This window comes from Streptomyces venezuelae, assembly GCF_008642275.1.
GTDB classification, from domain to species: domain Bacteria; phylum Actinomycetota; class Actinomycetes; order Streptomycetales; family Streptomycetaceae; genus Streptomyces; species Streptomyces venezuelae_E.
This window is the reverse complement of the sequence record NZ_CP029189.1, coordinates 773,040-788,952: the sequence shown is the minus strand read 5'-3', so window position 1 is coordinate 788,952 and position 15,913 is coordinate 773,040. Positions and strand designations below refer to the sequence as shown.

The window sequence follows — 15,913 nt, the reverse complement described above, 5'->3', positions numbered from 1 at the left end:
AGCTCCGACGACGTCAGTCGTGCCGGGCCAGTTTGTACGCGGAGACGAGAAGGATCACGGCCAGTGTGGGGATCAGGACCAGGTCCGGGAAAACCCCGAGGAGCAAGCCGCCCAAGACCGCGCCGGCGATCGAGCCCGCAGCCATGACCGTGGTGAAGCGGAGGTTGCTGCCCAGGACGGCGAAGCTGCCGTCGCGGCTGTAGCGGGCGAAGGCGACGAGCATGGTCGGCAGGGACACCAGCAGGGAGAGGCTGCCGGCGGTCTTGATGTCCTGCCCGAAGAGCAGCACGATCGTCGGGATCAGCAGTTCTCCGCCGGCGACGCCCATGATGGCCGCGACTACGCCGATGCCGAAGCCGGCCGCGATCCCGGCGGGAATCCGTGCCCACGGCGGCAGGTCGAGCGTGGCCAGGGTGGTGGTGTGCGTGAGGACCAGGGCGGCCGCCATCAGCACCATCAGGGCGGCGAGGATTTTGTAGAGGGTGGCGGAGCGCATCCGGACGGCCCAGGAGGCTCCGGCCCACGCGCCGAGCAGGCTGCCGGCCAGGAGGTTGGCCGCGACGGGCCAGCGGGTGGCCACCTCGGCGGCCGGGACCGCGGCCAGCCGCGCGGGGAGCGCGACGAGGACGACGACCAGGCTCATCGCCTTGTTCAGGATGACCGCCGAGAGGGCGGCGAAGCCGAAGAGGCCGATCAGTAGGGGCAGGCGGAACTCGGCACCGCCCAGTCCGATCATCCCGCCCAGGACACCGATCGCCGCGCCTGCGGCGAACACCGCGCCTGCGGCGAACACCGCGGGTGCAGTGTGCGTCGGGCGGAGGCTATCGAGGCTCGGTTCGGTACGCATCACGGCATCCTTGCTGGTCACCGGCCCTCCCGCTACGGCCAGGCCGCAGCTTCGGGGAATGCCACCGGCTGGCGGATCGGCACTCGTGGAGACCTCCGAGCCGCAGATCCCTCCGCCCCGCCCGGCGCCCGCAGCCCTCGGCGCTGCCTGACCCGCCTGTGCCTGCGTGAGCCGTCTACGTCAGAACGGGGCTGCGGCGCTCCAGTAGGATCACGTCCCGCCAGAGCCCATGGTGGCGGCCGATCCGTTCGCGGGTGCCGATGATCCGGAACCCGGCCCGTGCGTGCAGGGCGAGGCTGGCGGTGTTCTCGGGGAAGATCCCTGACTGGATCGTCCAGACCCCCGCCTCCTCCGTGGAGACGATCAGCGCATCCAAGAGGGCACGGGCTACACCGAGGCCGCGGGCTCCGGGGTGGACGTACACGGAGTGTTCGACCACGCCCGCGTACGCACACCGGTCGGAGACCGTGCTCGCCGCGATCCAGCCCAGCACCCGGCCGCCGTCGTCGTCGAGGGCGACGAAGCGGTGGCCGGGCATTTTGGCCTCGTCGAAGGCGGCCCAGTCGGGGGCCCGGGTCTCGAAGGTCGCGTTGCCCTCGTCGATCCCCGCCTGGTAGATGCCCAGCACCTGCTCGGCGTGCTCCGGGAAAAGAGCCTGGATCCGCACGCCGGTCACGCGGCCTTCGCGGCGCCGGCCAGCAGCGCGCCCATGGCGGCGAGCACGGACGGCTCGACCCGGTAGTACACCCAGGTCCCCCGCCGCTCAGAGGACAGCAGCCCGGCTTCCTTCAGCTTCTTGAGGTGGTGGGAGACGGTGGGCTGCGAGACGCCCACGTCGGAGATGTCGCACACGCACGCCTCGCCGCCCTCGTGCGAGGCGACGGCGGAGAACAGGCGCAGGCGCACGGGGTCGCCCAGGGCCTTGAACATCTTCGCCGCGACCTCGGCCTCGTCCGCGGACATGGGGCGCTCGTTCAGCGGCGGGCAGCAGGGCGCGACGGCCTCGGGCTCCAGGAGCGGCAGTACCTTCGCATTCGACATGCGTCTATGTTGACACATGTCGAACTAGAGTGGCAGGGGTCTCGCGCTCGGGCCAGGTGGGCGGCAAGGCGGCGGGGCGTCCCCTGCGAGGCGTCCCGGCCGACGCCTCGCAGGGAGTTCGAGGACAGGCTGCGCTGTCACTCCAGGCAGACGAAGGCCAGGCCTGGGTGTGCGGGGGAGGCGCCGTCCCGGTGCCGGTGCCGGGGCCGGCGGGAGGCGTCGAAGGTGCCACCGAGACCGGCCGGGCGGTCGGCGTAGGCGGTCAGGTGGGCGACGACTTCGTCCCGGTGCGGGTAGCGGTCCGGATCCCCGCCGAACGGCATGCCGGGCAGTGCGCTGAACCGGGCCGGGGGGAGAGGGGCGGGCTGTCGTAGTGGCGCGGCCACGAGCCTGCGGCCTGGTTCGACGCCTCCAGTGTCAATGGCTTCAGCCCTCCCCTGACCAGTGCGTTTGCGGCTGCCGGCCCAGACTGCCCGCCCCCGATGACGGCGACTTCCACGTGCTCCACGGCAGCCTCCGAGAAATAGATGAACGTCTATGTTGACGTCCATCGATACAGGAGCCATGCTGATCACGTAAGCCATCGACAAACTTCGAAACACCAGGGAGTCGTCATGAACGAGTCGGTCACCCCCAGCCCGAACCACGCCGGGACGGCGGCCTCCTGCTGCAGCGCCGCCCCGGCCGCGCCCACGGGGGAGGTGGCTCCCACCGAGTCCTCACCGTGCTGCGGCACCAGCGAGGGCGCGGAAGCCGCCGGAGCCTGCTGCGACCCCCAGTCCAAGCGCGAGGCCGTCGCCACCGGCGCCGGCTGCTGCTGACCACCTGAAGTCCCCGCCCACCCCGCCTGCCTGCACGAAGACCCGGAGACCCGTCATGAGCGAGAACACCACCGAGCTGCCCGTCGTCGTCATCGGGGCCGGCCCCGCCGGACTCGCGGCCGCCGCCCACCTCGTCGACCGCGGTATCGAACCGCTCGTCCTGGAAGCCGGGACCACCGCCGGGTCCGCCGTCCGCGAATGGGCCCACGTACGACTGTTCTCCCGCTGGGGCGAGGTCGTCGACCCGGCGGCCGAGAAGCTCCTCGCCCCGACCGGCTGGGTCCAGCCCGCCGCGGACACCTACCCCTCCGGCGGGGACTGGGCGGCCCTCTACCTCCAGCCCCTGGCCGACGTTCTTGGCGAGCGGGTCCGCTACGGAGCGCGCGTCACCGGCGTCTCCCGTACCGGCCGCGACCGCATCGTCGATGCCGACCGCGAGGCCCAGCCGTTCGTCGTCCACTACGGGAGCGCCGACGGCCGCGAGCAGCGGGTCTTCGCCCGTGCGGTCATCGACGCCTCGGGCACCTGGTACACCCCCAGCCCTGCCGGCGGCAGCGGCCTGGCCGCCCTCGGAGAGAAGACCTTCGCCGACCGCATCACCTACCGGGTCCCGGACCTGAAGGACCCCGCCGTCCGCGCCCGGTACGCGGGCAAGCGCACCGCGGTCATCGGTTCCGGCGCCTCCGCCTTCACCGCCCTCGCCTACCTCGCCGACCTCGCCAAGGCCGACGACGGCACCGGAACCCACGCCACCTGGATCCTGCGCCGGGGCATCTCGGGCTCCACCTTCGGCGGCGGCGAGGCGGACCAGCTGCCGGCCCGCGGCGCCCTCGGCCTCGCGGCCAAGGCGGCGGTCGACGGCGGGTACGCGGACGCGGTCACCGGCTTCCGCACCGACACCTTCGAGCGCGACGGGGACGGCCGCCTGGTCCTCGTCGGCGAGGACGGCCGCCGCCTGGACCCGGTGGACGAGGTCATCGTCCTGACCGGCTTCCGCCCCGACCTGTCGTTCCTGGACGAGCTGCGCCTCGGCCTGGACGAGCGCCTACAGGCTCCGGTCGAACTCGCTCCGCTGATCGACCCGAACCAGCACTCCTGCGGCACCGTCTACCCGCACGGCGTGAACGAGCTCTCCCACCCGGAGAAGGGCGTGTACCTCGTCGGCATGAAGTCCTACGGCCGCGCCCCGACCTTCCTCGCCATGACCGGCTACGAGCAGGTCCGCTCCATCGCGGCCCACCTCGCCGGCGACCACGAGGCCGCCGAGCGCGTCGAACTCACCCTCCCCGAGACCGGAGTGTGCGGCGGCGCGGGCCTCTTCGACGAGCCCGCAGCCGCGGAGGAGACCGGTGGCGGCTGCTGCGCGGCTCCGGCCACCCTCACCATCGGCGTCGCGCCCGCCTCCTCCAGCGGCTGCTGAGGTGAGCGACCTTCACAGCGGCGTGGCCGCGACCGGGACGGGGGTCCGGTCGCGGCCACGCGCCGTCCTGCCCGCCTTCTGCCTCACCCAGATCACCAGCTGGGGCATCGTCTGCTACGCCTTCCCCGTCCTCAACCCGGCCATCACCGCGGACACCGGGTGGAGTGCGGGCGCTACCACCGCAGCGTTCTCCGCCGCCCTCGTCGTTTCCGCCGTCGCCGGAATCTACGTCGGCCGCGTCCTCGACCACCGCGGTCCGCGCCTGGTCATGACCGCGGGCTCCGTCCTCGCCGCGCTGAGCCTGCTGGTCATCGCCGCGGCCCCCAACCTGACTGTCTTCTTCGCCGGATGGCTGCTCGCCGGAGCGGCGATGGCGGCCATCTTCTACCCGCCGGCCTTCGCCGCCCTCACCCGCTGGTGGGCCCCCGACCACGTCCGCGCCCTCACCATCGTCACCCTCGCCGGCGGACTCGCCCCCACGGTCTTCGCGCCACTGACCGCGATCCTCGCCAACCACATGTCCTGGCGGGCCACCTCCATGGTCCTCGCCGGGATCCTCGCGGTGCTGACCGTCCCGGCCCACGCCCTCGCCCTCAAAGCCCCTTGGCCACCCGCTCCGCAGTGCCCGCCGCACGTCACCGGCGGGCACGAACAGGTCGTGCGCAGCCGGGCGTTCCGGATGCTGGCCGTCACCTTCACCCTGTCCGCGTTCACCATGTACGCCGTCGTCATCGGCCTCGTCCCCCTCCTGATCGAACGCGGCTACACCACCACCCAAGCCGCCTGGGCCCTCGGCCTCGGCGGCGCCGGCCAGACCCTCGGCCGCACTTTGTACGCGGGCCTGGCCAGCCGGCCGGGTGTCACGGCCCGCACCGTCACGCTGACCGCGCTCGGCGCCCTCACCACCGCGGCCCTCGCCACCGTGGCCGGCCCCTACGCCCTCCTTGTTGCCGTGTCCGTCCTCGCCGGGGTGATCCGCGGCAACCTCACCCTGCTCCAGGCCACCGCCGTCACCGACCGCTGGGGCACCACCCACTACGGCCGCCTCTCCGGACTGCTCGGAGCACCTGCCCACGCCGCGGCCGCCCTTGCCCCCTTCGCCGGGGCCTTCCTGGCCGGACCCCTCGGCGGATACCCCGCACTCTTCGCACTGCTCTCCGCGCTGGCGGTCACCGCTGCTGCCGCGGCTCTCGGAGCCCGCGCGCATCACCCCGAAGGCGAAGGGGCAGTCTCCCTCGGCAGGAGCTGAGCCAGACGCCCTGGGACGTCACAGGCGGGTGCCCTGACACGGGGGTGTCCGCGGCGGGAGCCGAAGGCAACGGCCCGTGCCGCATAACGCCTTGAGCCGGGCCGTGCGCCTGCCGCGGGTGGTGAGAGCCCCAGGGGTGCGTCCATGCGTCACGTGCGTGCGCCTGCTCGCCAGATGGCGTTCCGTGACAGCCCTCGCTGCGATTGCTCAGAACAGACCGAGCTTCTTCGGGGAGTAGCTGACCAGCATGTTCTTCGTCTCCTGGTGGTACAGCAGTTGCAACCATGCTGACCAGCGAAGAGGGCCGCATCAGCGGTCACTCGGAGGGTCCTGGTCCGGAAATGGTCCGGATCTTGGTGCGCGTGGTGCCCAAGGGGTAGGCGTCGGGTGCGGTGGGGTGGAGTGGGTGCGATCTGGAGCATCGGCCTGGCCGGGGTGAGGCGACCTCGACACTCTGGCGTTCGCCCGGCGGTCGAGCATGGTGTGCGGGATGTCGTCGGTGATCACTGGCGGCTGGCCGCCCTAGGCAGTGTCTGATGGCTCCTTGATGAGGTCGCGGAGCCAGATCGCGATGGCGGCTGTGGCCAGGGTGCCGTTGAAGATGTAGTCACGTTTGATGCCCCTATGGATGTCAAGCCGCCAGGACGTGGGTGGTGGTGCGGGTGATGAGCCGGTGGATCTCGCGTGCGACGTAGCGTTTGAGGCAGCGGAGTGCTTCGCGGCGGGTCTTGCCTTCGGAGACGCGCCTGTCGATGTAGCCGCGGGTGCGGGTGTCCCAGCGGAGACGGGCCAGCACGATGGTGTAGAGGGCGGAATTGGCCTGCCGGTTTCCGCCCCGGTTGAGGCGCCGGCGCTGGGTTTTCCCGGAGGAGGCTTCGACTGGGCTGACGCCGCATAGGGCTGCGAACGAGGCCTCGCTGCGGAGGCGTTCCGGGTTGTCACCCGCTGCGATCAGAAGGGTCGCGGCGGTGTCGGGTCCGACGCCGTAGCACCCGAGGAGCTTCGGGTTGTGCTGCGTGATGACGTCTCTGATCCGCGTGGTGAGGTCTTCGATCTCCTCGGTAAGGTGTTGGATCCGCCGGGCCAGCAGTTTGAGCGTGGGGACGGCGGCGCCTGCCGTTCCGGAGGCCGAGCTGTCGAGCCCGGAGCAAGCGCGTATCAGTTTGGGGTTGCTGAGGCCAGCGAGAGACTCGCGGAGCTCGGGGTCGGTGGCCACGAGAACGGCTTTGAGCTGGTTGATTGCCTGAGCCCGGGACTTGATCGCGGAAGCCTTCGCCATCTTGAACAGTCTGAGCATCTCCACGGGCCCGTCACCGGCCTTCGCGGTCGCGGTCGCCCTGCCAGTGATCACTGCTCGTGCCGCGGACTCGGCATCGACGATGTCGCTCTTGCCGCGGCGTCGGCGGGTGGCTTTGTCGGGCTGGTTGACCTCGAAAACGGTGATGCCCTGACCATGCAGATACCGGCTGAGTGCGGCGCCGTATGAGCCCGTGCACTCCACCCCGGCTTGGCTCAGGTGGCCCAGTGTCCGGGCCCAGTCCAGTAACTGGTCGTAGCCTTGGGCGGTCGTCGGGAAGCTCCGGCTCTCGACGAAGACGCCAGCGGCCGTGACCACGGCGGCAACGTGGACGTCCTTGTGCGTGTCGACACCCAGCACGATGTCGGGGTTGCCTTGGTCCAGCGGGGCGGACTGGGTCATCCTGGTCACGGTCACCTGTCTCCTGCAGCCATGGGAAGCGGGGCGGCCGTCGCTGGATCGGTCAGGGCGGTCAGGACTGTGACGGTGCCTCTCGCGAAGGCCCCTATCGGGACACGCCCACCGGTCCAGCGGCAGCGAGTACCGCCCCAGACAGTGGCCGACAGATCAAACGCAAGGCACCAGGGCCAGTCGTAACGCGGGTCAGGCCACCGCCCGCAGCGGCACCCGAACATCCTCACAGTCGTACCGGGTCGCGACGGCCCGGTGTTGCTTCAGCTTGCCTATGTAGCGCTCGACGGTGTTGCGTCGGCGGTACTGCTCGCGGTCGAAGGCCGGGGGACGACCGCCGGCCCGGCCGAGCCTGCGGCGGTTCGCACGTTGGTCGTCCGGCTGCGCGATCGTCGCCTTGATGCCACGTTTACGCAGGTAGGCGCGGTTGGCGCGGCTGGAGTAGGCCTTGTCGCCGCGGGCCCGGTCCGGCCGGGTGCGCGGGCGACCGGTGCCGGTGCGGGCCAGGTTCAGGGCCTACATGAGGGGGATGAGCATCGGGCTGTCCCCGCGCTGGCCGGGCGAGGTCAGCCAGACCAGGGGGCGGCAGCGGTCGTCTGCCGGTAGGTGGATCTTGCTGGTCAGTCCGCCCCGGGAGCGTCCCAGGGCCTCGCGGCCCTCTGGGTCCACACGTGTTCCGCCCCCTTTTCGGGGTGGTCGGCCGGGGCTGCGTGCCGGGCCCCGGCTGCGTGCTGGTGGGCCCGGCAGGTGGTGGAGTCGGCGTTGACCGCCCACGAGCCGTCCGTGTCCGGGGCGGTGGAGTCGGCGCCTGCCTGCAACGCTCGCAGGATCTTCGTCCAGGTGCCGTCGGCCGACCAGCGGCGGTGGCGTTCGTAGACGGTCTTCCAGGATCCGTAGCGTTCGGGCAGGTCACGCCATGGAATCCCGGTCCGGGTCCGGTAGAGCACTCCGTTGACCACGGTGCGGTGGTCGGCCCACCGTCCGCCTGGGGCACCGGTCTCCGGCAGCAGCGGAGTTATGCGATCCCACCGAGCATTCGTCAGTTCATGCCGACGCACCATGACGGACTCCTGCCCGGAACAGCGAGAGATCCACCATCCGGGCAAGAGCCATCAGACACTGCCTAGTCGCCATGGCGGGCCGCGGAGATTCCGCGGATCGCTAGAGGGTCCAGGTGTACCGGCCCGCGAAGTCGTTCACCCGGCCGGCGCTTCGGCGATCCACTGGGCGAGGGCGAGGAGGGTGGTTTCTGCGCTGTTGGTCATGTAGTCGCGCAGGGCGTCGAGGTCGCCCCGGGTGGTGCCCAGCACAGGGTCGAGGCGGAGGAGTTGCCAGGACTGCTCGATGACGGTTCCGCGTCCTTGGGGGTGGCAGGTCCAGCTCCATTGCACGATGCCGTCCTCGGCGCCGCCGACCACAAAGGCGAAGGTGGCGCCGGGGTCGGCCTGGACGACCTGGGAACGGGTGGTCCACTGCCTGCCATCCTTCTGGTTGCGGCCGCTGAACCAGGCTCCGATCCTGGGCCCGGCACCTTGGTCGAACGCGACGTCGCTCGCGTTCGGGCTCCAGCGCCCGATGGCGGAGACGTCGCTGATCAGGTCGTAGACCCGGGCGGGCGCGGCAGCGACCCAGGGCGCGCCGGGTGAAGGTGAAATCCGATGCGTCCAGGACCTCGAAGAGGTCGTGCTCGCTGGTGGTGGCGCTCAAGGGGTCCTCCTGGACGGGTGACGGGTGGGGCGGTGCCATGTCGGCGACGCCCACGTCACCACCGGTCCTGCCGGAGAGCCAGACCCGCTGGTGCGTATCCACGCCAGGGTCAGGCTGTGCGGTCGTACCCGGCACATACTCGGATCCATGAACGGAAAAGCGCGGCTTGGCGAGTTCCTGCAGACGCGGCGCTCCCAACTGCAGCCGGAGGAGCTCGGGATACCCGGCTACGGGGAGCGGCGCCGTGTGCCGGGTCTTCGACGCGAGGAGTTGGCGGCGCTGGCGGGTGTCAGCGTCTCCTACTACACCCGGCTGGAACAGGGACAGTCCCTGAACGCCTCACCACAGGTGCTGGACGCGATCGCCCGGGCCCTGCGGCTGGAGGAGGCCGAGCGCCTGCACCTGCACAACCTGGCCCGGTCGTCGACCACCGGCTCGGGACGAGGTCGACGGCCCGTCCCGGAGCGGGTGACGGAGGCGACCGGCCAGCTGCTGGAGGCACTGGTCCACGTCCCGGCGATCGTGACCGGCCGCCGCGGTGACGTCCTGGCATGGAACCGGCTGGGCCACGCGCTGTTCGCCGGACACCTGGACCCGGACGCCCCGGACCGGCCGGCGGATCGGCCCAACATGGCCCGGCTGGTGTTCCTCGACGCGCACACCCGTGACCTGTATGCCGACTGGCCGGCCAAGGCCAGGGCCGTGGTGGGGAATCTGCGCCTGGTGGCGGGCCGACACCCGGACGACACCGCCCTCCACTCGCTGGTGGGCGAACTGAGCTCGACGAGCACGGACTTCGCCGCCATGTGGGCTGACCACCGCGTCACGGCGTGCGCCGTCGCGACGTACGAGATGCGGCATCCGTTGGTTGGCCCGCTGGCCGTCACCCAGCAGACCCTGAGCCAGGGCCCAGGCTCGGATCCGGGACAGAACATCGTGGTCGCCACCACCGGGGCCGACTCGCCCGCGCGCACCACGCTGGCCCTGCTCGCCCAGGTCACCCCGCAGCACACCCCGGCACGACCTGGAATCCGGGCCACATCCGCCTGACCCGGCACACACGCCACCTCCAATCCAACCCACGCGCGCATCGGCGCACTGCTGCCGCATGCCCGAAAACAGTGAAGGAACCATGTTCAAGACCAAGTTCACGTTGTCCAAGGCCGCCGCCGCAGCCGTCGTACTGACCGCGGCAGCGGTCGTCGCGGCCACCCCCGGCATCGCGTCCGCAGCCTCCGCCCCGCTGAGCTGCGTACGCATCGCCGCGCACTACGACCTGGCCCGGCGCCAGACCCCCGAGAACATCGCGCTGGCTCCCGACGGCAGCGCGTACGTCACCTTCGCCGCCGCCCGCCAGATCGCCCACATCACCCCCGGGGGAGCCACCCGGATCCTGGCCACCCTGCCCGCACCCGCCGACGGCGGCATCCACACCCCCGTCCTGGGCTTCGCCCTGACCACCGGCATCGTCCGCGCGCACGACGGCACCCTGTACTTCCTGTACGCCACCGGCACCGCCGACCTGACCGGCTTGTGGCGCCTGCGCCCCGGTGGCGCACCGCAGCACATCGCCGCGCTGCCCGCGGGCGGCCTGCCCAACGGCCTGGCCCTGGACCCGCGCACCCGGACCCTGTACGTCACCGACTCCGTCCTCGGCACCATCACGAGCGTGCCCATCACCGGCGGCACCCCTCACACCTGGTCCACCGCCCCCGAGCTGGCCTCCACCGGATTCCTCGGCGCCAACGGGCTGAAGATCCGCGACGGGGCGCTGTGGGTCACCAACCTCGACCGGGGCACCGTGCTGCGCATACCCGTCCTGCGGGACGGTCGTGCCGGCCCGGTCCAGACCCGGGCCACCGGCCTGGCCGGGATCGACGACTTCGCCTTCACCGGCCACGGCGACCAGATCCTGGCTGCTCTCAACGGCCCCGGCGAGGTCGCCCTCGTCCAGCCCGACGGCACCCACTCCGTCGTGCTGACGGCCGCCGACGGCCTGCAGAACCCCACCTCCATCGCCCTGCGCGGCGACACCGCCTACGTCCTGAGCGCCGCGTACCTCACGGCGAAGGACCCCAACCTCCTCCTGGCCCACCTGGACGACTAGATCACCACCAGGACCGCGCTGACGAGCACGCTTCCGACGAGGTTGTAGCCGCCCGATACGAGCGCATACCGGAGTGGGCGGGGGAAGTTGGGTTGATGGCGATGGTGACCGTGTTGGCCACCAGGTACCCGACGCCGACGACGAGGCCGAACACCAGGGCGTCCGCCCATGAGTCGATCTTCAGCACCGTCATCAGGAACGCGCTGGTGAGAGTGATCACCAGCGAGGTCAGCGGTGGGCCGGCGAAGATCAGGGGAGAGGCCACCGGCTTCGCCGACACATCCCCTCCCGGCGAGATGTTGTAGGGCTTGCTGAACAGGAACGCGAACCACCCCCCTCCCAGCAGGACCAAGGCGATGAAGGCGGCCAGGGTGCCGGTCCAGTTCACATCGCCCAGAACGTTGAACATACTTGATTCCTCCTTCTTCGTTGATGCCCGATTGACAGTCCTGATGAAGGCGATCCGGCGGCGTCCGCAGGCGCAGCGAGGCGAGAGCCGCAGCAGTCACCCCACCCCCAAATTATGTCTGAATGACGAGAAGTGGGGGTGTGTCTGCCGGGGGCTGGAAGGGGCCTCGCCGGCGGGGTTGCGGTGAGATCCCCGCCGCGCGGTACTCCCCGCGTCCGTGGCGGGTCGCAGCATCTGTAAATTGCAGAAGTCTGCAATTTCATAGATGCTGTGGTTGTTGTGTCCGTAGGTAGCCGCGGACACAGCGCCAGGCGTTTGCCCCGTTCGGGGTGGTGAGAAGGGTGCGAGACCGTGCCGGTTCCGCTGTATCAAGCGAAGGCCGAGTTCTTCAGGATGCTCGGGCACCCGGTGCGGATAAGGGTTCTGGAGCTGCTGCAGGACGCGCCGATGCCGGTTCGGGACCTTCTCGCCGCGATCGAGGTCGAACCCTCCGCACTGTCCCAGCAGCTCGCGGTGTTGCGCCGTTCGGGGATCGTCACCTCGACCCGTAACGGCGCTACCGTCGTCTACGCACTGGCCGGCGGGGACGTCGCTCAGTTGATGCTGGCGGCGCGGCGGATCCTGACCGAGGTCCTGACGGGGCAGAGCGAGCTGCTGGAGGAACTGCGCGAGTCCGAGGTCCCGGCCTCGTGAGCGTGAATACCGCCCTGACCGCCGTGCTCGGCCGGGTCCGCTGCGTTCTGCCCGCCCGGGCAGACTGGGCCGTCATGGCCCGCAGCCCCCGCCGGGACCTGCTGGCCGGGCTCACGGTGGCGATCGTCGCCCTTCCCCTCGCGCTAGGGTTCGGGGTCTCCTCCGGTCTGGGCGCGGAGGCGGGGCTGGCCACCGCTGTGGTCGCGGGCGCGCTCGCCGCCCTGTTCGGCGGGTCGAACCTCCAGGTGTCCGGACCGACCGGTGCGATGACCGTCGTCCTGGTGCCGATCATCGCCCAGTACGGGCCCGGCGGTGTCCTGACCGTTGGCGTGATGGCCGGCGTGCTCCTGATCGGTCTCGCCTTGCTGCGGGCCGGACAGTACATGCGGTACGTGCCGGCGCCGGTGGTGGAGGGCTTCACCCTGGGGATCGCGTGCGTGATCGGCCTCCAGCAGATACCGGGCGCCCTCGGCGTCGAGAAGCCGGAGGGCGAGAAGGTCCTGCTCGTGGCGTGGCGGGCGCTCGTGGAGTTCGTGGCCTTCCCGAACTGGACGGCGATCGGCCTCTCGGTGGGTGTCGCGGCAGTGATGCTGGCCGGGGCGAGGTGGAAGCCGACGGTCCCCTTCTCGATCGTCGCGGTCATCGTCGCGACCGTGATCGCGCAGGTCTTCCGTCTTGACGAGGCGGCCCCGATCGGTGACCTTCCCTCCGGGCTCCCCGCTCCGTCCCTGGCCTTCCTCAACGCTTCCGAGTTCGGCTCGCTGCTGGCCCCGGCGGTCGCAGTCGCGGCGCTCGCCGCGCTGGAGTCCCTGCTGTCGGCGACCGTGGCGGACGGGATGACGGTGGGCCAGAAGCACGATCCGGACAAGGAACTGTTCGGGCAGGGCATCGCCAACCTCGCGGCCCCGCTGTTCGGCGGCGTGCCGGCCACCGCCGCGATCGCCCGCACGGCGGTCAACGTCCGCACCGGCGCCTCCTCCCGGCTGGCCGCGCTCACCCACGCCGCGGTACTCGCGGGCATCGTGTTCGCCGCTGCCCCCTTGGTGTCGAAGATCCCTCTCGCCGCGCTGGCCGGCGTGCTGCTGGCGACGGCGATCCGCATGGTCGAGGTCGGCTCGCTGCGCGCGATGGCGAAGGCGACCCGCTCGGATGCCGTCGTGCTCGTCCTGACCGCCGCGTCCACCCTGGTTCTCGACCTCGTGTACGCGGTGATCATCGGCCTCGCCGTCGCGGGAGCCCTCGCCTTGAAGGCGGTGGCGAACCAGGCCAGGATGGAGCAGGTTGACTTCCGCCCGGACCTGCCTGGCGAGCACAGCGACGAGGAACACGCCCTGCTCGCCGAGCACATCGTGGCCTACCGCATCGACGGACCCCTCTTCTTCGCCGGCGCCCACCGCTTCCTGCTCGAACTCTCCGAGGTCTCCGACGTGAAGGTGGTGATCCTGCGCATGGCGAGGGTGACCACCCTGGACGCCACCGGTGCCCTCGTCCTGAAGGACGCGGTCGAGAAGCTGAACCGGCGCGGCATCGCCGTGATGACCTCCGGTATCCGGCCCGGCCAGCGCCAGGCCCTGGACGCCGTTGGAGCCTTGGAGCTGCTGCGTCTGGAGGGCCGGGAGTACGCCACCACCCCCGAGGCGATCGCTGGCGCCCGCAAGCACTTGGAGCGGGCAGGACTGCTGCCCCGTACGCACCACCGACCGCACCGCATCCGGAAGGCCGCACGATGACCGTCCCCGCCGACCTCCGCATGATCGAGGTCTCCGGCACCGAGGCTCTGTGGCTCCTCGAGGGCTCCGCCCAGGGCCGACTCGTCTACATCCAGCGGGAGGTGGCCGTCGTCCGCCCCGCCACACACGTGATGGAGTACGGACGCCTCGTCGTCCGGGCCCCCGTACAAGCCGCCACCATCCCCGGCCGGGCGCTGCTGACCTACCAGGTCGATGAGATCCAGAGCCCGGCCGGCACCGGCTGGACGGTCAGCGCCCACGGCCCGGCCGATGTCATCGCCGACCCCGACGAGGCCGCCCACTACCGGCGCACCCTGCCCGGCTGGGCCCACGGCCCCCATGACACCCTGCTGCGCCTGCACCCGCAGTCCGTGTCCGGGTTCCGCCTGGCCCGCACCGTGAACGGGGTGGGCCGGTGACCGTCCAGGTCGAGGCGATGCCCTACCGGCACGTGCTGGACGTGCCGGCCATGGGGGCCGCCGTTCGCATCGCCCGCGAGACCACCGAGCTTGTCCTCGTCGAGTGCGGGGTGGGTCTTCGTCACCCGAGTGTCGGGCCGACTCTCCTGATCCTGGCCGAGCTGGTCACCAACGCCGTCCGCCACGCCGCAGTCCTGTCCCCGATCATCACGGTCACCTACGCACACGGGCCGGGTGCATTCGCGTTCGCCGTCCACGACCGCCACCCCTACCAGCCCGCCCTGTTCGGGGCGCTCGCCACCGCCCCGCGCAGCGGCCTGGCCATGGTGGTCGAGATGACGAGGGAACTCGGCGGCACCGTCGTCGTACGGGCGGACGCGGACGGGCGCGGCAAGGCCATCTGGATCACCCTTCCCCTGTGAAGCCGAGGAGCTGACGATGACGATCGAATGGCACTACACCACCCGCCAGAACCTGGGCGTGCTGTCCCTGGCCGGGTATCTCGGCGCGGACGCCACCGACCGGTTCACCGGTGCCATCGGCTGGGCGATCGCGAGGGGCACCGGCCCGGTCATCCTGGACCTGACCGGCCTGCTGGGCTGGTCGGCCGGAGGGCAGATTGCCGTCGCCCAGGCCGCCCGCCGCCTCGCCGAGAGTGGGCGCCGACTCGAGCTCGCCGCGATACCGGCGGACGGCTCCCTTGTCCCGGACGCGACCTGCCCGCCCGTCCCGGTCCACTGCGACCTCGCCGCCGCTCTGGCCGCTCACGGAGCCCACCGGACGGCCAAGCAGTGGACCACCGATGACTGGCCCACTCCGCAGGCCCCCGAGGCACCCGCCCTCACCTAGACCAGCACGACCATCCACAAGAACGAAGAAGGACACCGGCACCATGAGCGACATCACCTTCAAGGACTCCAACGGCACCGTCCTGGAGGACGGGGACTCGGTCACCCTGACCAAGGACCTGAAGGTCAAGGGAACCTCCGAGACCATCAAGCGCGGCACTCTGGTCAAGAACATCCGCCTCACCTCCCGCCCGGGCGAGGTCGAGTGCAACACGAGGAAGGTCAAGGGCCTGGTCCTGAGGACCGAGTTCCTCAAGAAGGCCTGACCGGCGAAGGCCCTACTGCGGGAAGGCGAACGACACGAAGGTGCCCCGCCGGGTCCGCGAGTTGCAAGGATCTGCAATTGTGGAGGTCGCAAGGTGTGAAGAGGGGCGAACGGATGCCTCTACGAAGGAACGGTTCCGGGTGGATGAGATGGGCAGTCACGACAGAGGTACCCAGGTGAGCACACCGCTGTACCAGCTGAAGGCGGAGTTCTTCAAAACGCTGGGGCACCCGGTCCGCATCCGCGTCCTGGAACTCCTGGCCGAGCGCGAGCACGCGGTCGCCGAGATGCTGCCCGAGGTCGGGGTGGAGGCCGCGAGCCTCTCCCAGCAGCTGGCCGTGCTGCGCAAGTCCAACCTGGTGGTGACCCGCCGGGAGGGCTCGAGCGTGTACTACGCGCTCACCGACCCCGAGATCGTCGAGCTCCTGCGGGTCGCCCGAAGCATCCTCTCCGGCGTTCTGGAGGGCCAGGCCGAACTACTGGCCGACCTCAAGGCCAGCCGCCACGCCTGAACGGTGCCGGCCCTGCGGGGCCCGCACCCCACATACGGCGGCCGTCTTGCGTTAGTGCGGGTTCAACGCGCTTCTGACACCGGAAGACGGCCGCTCCCTCCATATGCCGAACCTGCGCCGCAGGCGTGTGGGCCCCC

The 15,913-nt window shown here is 70.8% G+C and carries 19 protein-coding genes and 1 pseudogene; 12 read left to right on the top strand and 8 right to left on the bottom strand.

Features of this window, described 5'->3' with window-relative positions:
* Window positions 1-13 precede the first annotated feature (13 nt).
* The 4 genes from DEJ51_RS03525 to DEJ51_RS34905 all read right to left on the bottom strand — a co-directional run bounded on the left by DEJ51_RS03525 (window position 14) and on the right by DEJ51_RS34905 (window position 2,211).
* Window positions 14-793: a sulfite exporter TauE/SafE family protein gene (locus DEJ51_RS03525; RefSeq protein ID WP_190620185.1), complete on the bottom strand. Its 780-nt coding sequence runs from the start codon at window positions 791-793 to the stop codon at window positions 14-16.
* A 229-nt stretch (window positions 794-1,022) separates the two neighbouring features.
* A complete protein-coding gene (locus DEJ51_RS03520) occupies window positions 1,023-1,523 on the bottom strand; it encodes a GNAT family N-acetyltransferase (protein ID WP_150256170.1) in 501 nt (166 codons plus the stop codon).
* Window positions 1,520-1,888 carry an ArsR/SmtB family transcription factor gene (locus tag DEJ51_RS03515; RefSeq protein WP_042802299.1) on the bottom strand — a complete coding sequence of 123 codons (369 nt, stop codon included), beginning with the start codon at window positions 1,886-1,888 and terminating at the stop codon, window positions 1,520-1,522. The genes DEJ51_RS03520 and DEJ51_RS03515 overlap by 4 nt, the downstream gene beginning before the upstream one ends.
* Window positions 1,889-2,025: 137 nt before the next feature.
* On the bottom strand, window positions 2,026-2,211 hold the full coding sequence (locus DEJ51_RS34905) for a hypothetical protein (protein ID WP_223835644.1): 186 nt from the start codon (window positions 2,209-2,211) through the stop codon (window positions 2,026-2,028).
* A 291-nt stretch (window positions 2,212-2,502) separates the two neighbouring features.
* On the opposite strand from DEJ51_RS34905, the gene DEJ51_RS03505 reads away from it, so the two are divergent.
* Genes DEJ51_RS03505 through DEJ51_RS03495 form a run of 3 tightly spaced genes read left to right on the top strand, consistent with a single transcriptional unit; the run spans window position 2,503 to window position 5,378 of the window.
* A complete protein-coding gene (locus DEJ51_RS03505; protein ID WP_150256169.1) occupies window positions 2,503-2,709 on the top strand; it encodes a hypothetical protein in 207 nt (68 codons plus the stop codon).
* A 55-nt stretch (window positions 2,710-2,764) separates the two neighbouring features.
* Window positions 2,765-4,129, top strand: a complete 1,365-nt coding sequence (locus DEJ51_RS03500) for an NAD(P)-binding domain-containing protein (RefSeq protein ID WP_150256167.1) — start codon at window positions 2,765-2,767, stop codon at window positions 4,127-4,129.
* A gap of 1 nt (window position 4,130) precedes the next feature.
* Entirely contained in the window at window positions 4,131-5,378 is a 1,248-nt protein-coding gene (locus DEJ51_RS03495) for an MFS transporter (RefSeq protein ID WP_150256165.1), read from the top strand.
* A 631-nt stretch (window positions 5,379-6,009) separates the two neighbouring features.
* Here DEJ51_RS03495 and DEJ51_RS03490 read toward each other — a convergent pair.
* The 3 genes and pseudogenes from DEJ51_RS03490 to DEJ51_RS03480 all read right to left on the bottom strand — a co-directional run bounded on the left by DEJ51_RS03490 (window position 6,010) and on the right by DEJ51_RS03480 (window position 8,663).
* On the bottom strand, window positions 6,010-7,077 hold the full coding sequence (locus DEJ51_RS03490; protein ID WP_150261670.1) for an IS110 family transposase: 1,068 nt from the start codon (window positions 7,075-7,077) through the stop codon (window positions 6,010-6,012).
* 201 nt (window positions 7,078-7,278) lie between these two features.
* Window positions 7,279-8,144, bottom strand: a pseudogene (locus tag DEJ51_RS03485) (IS5 family transposase).
* Window positions 8,145-8,282: 138 nt separating this feature from the next.
* Entirely contained in the window at window positions 8,283-8,663 is a 381-nt protein-coding gene (locus DEJ51_RS03480; protein WP_263411729.1) for an SRPBCC family protein, read from the bottom strand.
* Between the two features lie 277 nt (window positions 8,664-8,940).
* On the opposite strand from DEJ51_RS03480, the gene DEJ51_RS03475 reads away from it, so the two are divergent.
* The gene (locus tag DEJ51_RS03475; protein ID WP_150256163.1) at window positions 8,941-9,843 is read left to right on the top strand and encodes a helix-turn-helix domain-containing protein; all 903 of its coding nucleotides are present in this window, start codon (window positions 8,941-8,943) and stop codon (window positions 9,841-9,843) included.
* 82 nt (window positions 9,844-9,925) lie between these two features.
* Window positions 9,926-10,900: an SMP-30/gluconolactonase/LRE family protein gene (locus DEJ51_RS03470; protein ID WP_150256161.1), complete on the top strand. Its 975-nt coding sequence runs from the start codon at window positions 9,926-9,928 to the stop codon at window positions 10,898-10,900.
* A 1-nt stretch (window position 10,901) separates the two neighbouring features.
* Here DEJ51_RS03470 and DEJ51_RS03465 read toward each other — a convergent pair whose 3' ends face one another.
* On the bottom strand, window positions 10,902-11,309 hold the full coding sequence (locus DEJ51_RS03465; protein ID WP_150256159.1) for a DUF1761 domain-containing protein: 408 nt from the start codon (window positions 11,307-11,309) through the stop codon (window positions 10,902-10,904).
* Between the two features lie 351 nt (window positions 11,310-11,660).
* Here DEJ51_RS03465 and DEJ51_RS03460 point away from each other — a divergent pair, with 351 nt between their 5' ends.
* The 7 genes from DEJ51_RS03460 to DEJ51_RS03430 all read left to right on the top strand — a co-directional run bounded on the left by DEJ51_RS03460 (window position 11,661) and on the right by DEJ51_RS03430 (window position 15,776).
* Complete coding sequence (locus DEJ51_RS03460; protein ID WP_150256157.1) at window positions 11,661-12,002, top strand: ArsR/SmtB family transcription factor; 342 nt, start codon at window positions 11,661-11,663, stop codon at window positions 12,000-12,002.
* A 74-nt stretch (window positions 12,003-12,076) separates the two neighbouring features.
* Entirely contained in the window at window positions 12,077-13,732 is a 1,656-nt protein-coding gene (locus DEJ51_RS03455; protein WP_150261669.1) for a SulP family inorganic anion transporter, read from the top strand.
* The gene (locus DEJ51_RS03450; protein ID WP_223835643.1) at window positions 13,729-14,151 is read left to right on the top strand and encodes a pyridoxamine 5'-phosphate oxidase family protein; all 423 of its coding nucleotides are present in this window, start codon (window positions 13,729-13,731) and stop codon (window positions 14,149-14,151) included. The genes DEJ51_RS03455 and DEJ51_RS03450 overlap by 4 nt, the downstream gene beginning before the upstream one ends.
* 17 nt (window positions 14,152-14,168) lie before the next feature.
* Window positions 14,169-14,573 carry an ATP-binding protein gene (locus tag DEJ51_RS03445; RefSeq protein WP_150261668.1) on the top strand — a complete coding sequence of 135 codons (405 nt, stop codon included), beginning with the start codon at window positions 14,169-14,171 and terminating at the stop codon, window positions 14,571-14,573.
* Between the two features lie 16 nt (window positions 14,574-14,589).
* Window positions 14,590-15,000, top strand: coding sequence for an STAS domain-containing protein (locus DEJ51_RS03440; protein ID WP_150256156.1), 411 nt, complete (start codon window positions 14,590-14,592; stop codon window positions 14,998-15,000).
* 43 nt (window positions 15,001-15,043) lie between these two features.
* A complete protein-coding gene (locus tag DEJ51_RS03435; protein WP_150256154.1) occupies window positions 15,044-15,265 on the top strand; it encodes an alkylphosphonate utilization protein in 222 nt (73 codons plus the stop codon).
* A gap of 175 nt (window positions 15,266-15,440) precedes the next feature.
* Window positions 15,441-15,776: an ArsR/SmtB family transcription factor gene (locus DEJ51_RS03430; protein ID WP_190620183.1), complete on the top strand. Its 336-nt coding sequence runs from the start codon at window positions 15,441-15,443 to the stop codon at window positions 15,774-15,776.
* Window positions 15,777-15,913 lie beyond the last annotated feature (137 nt).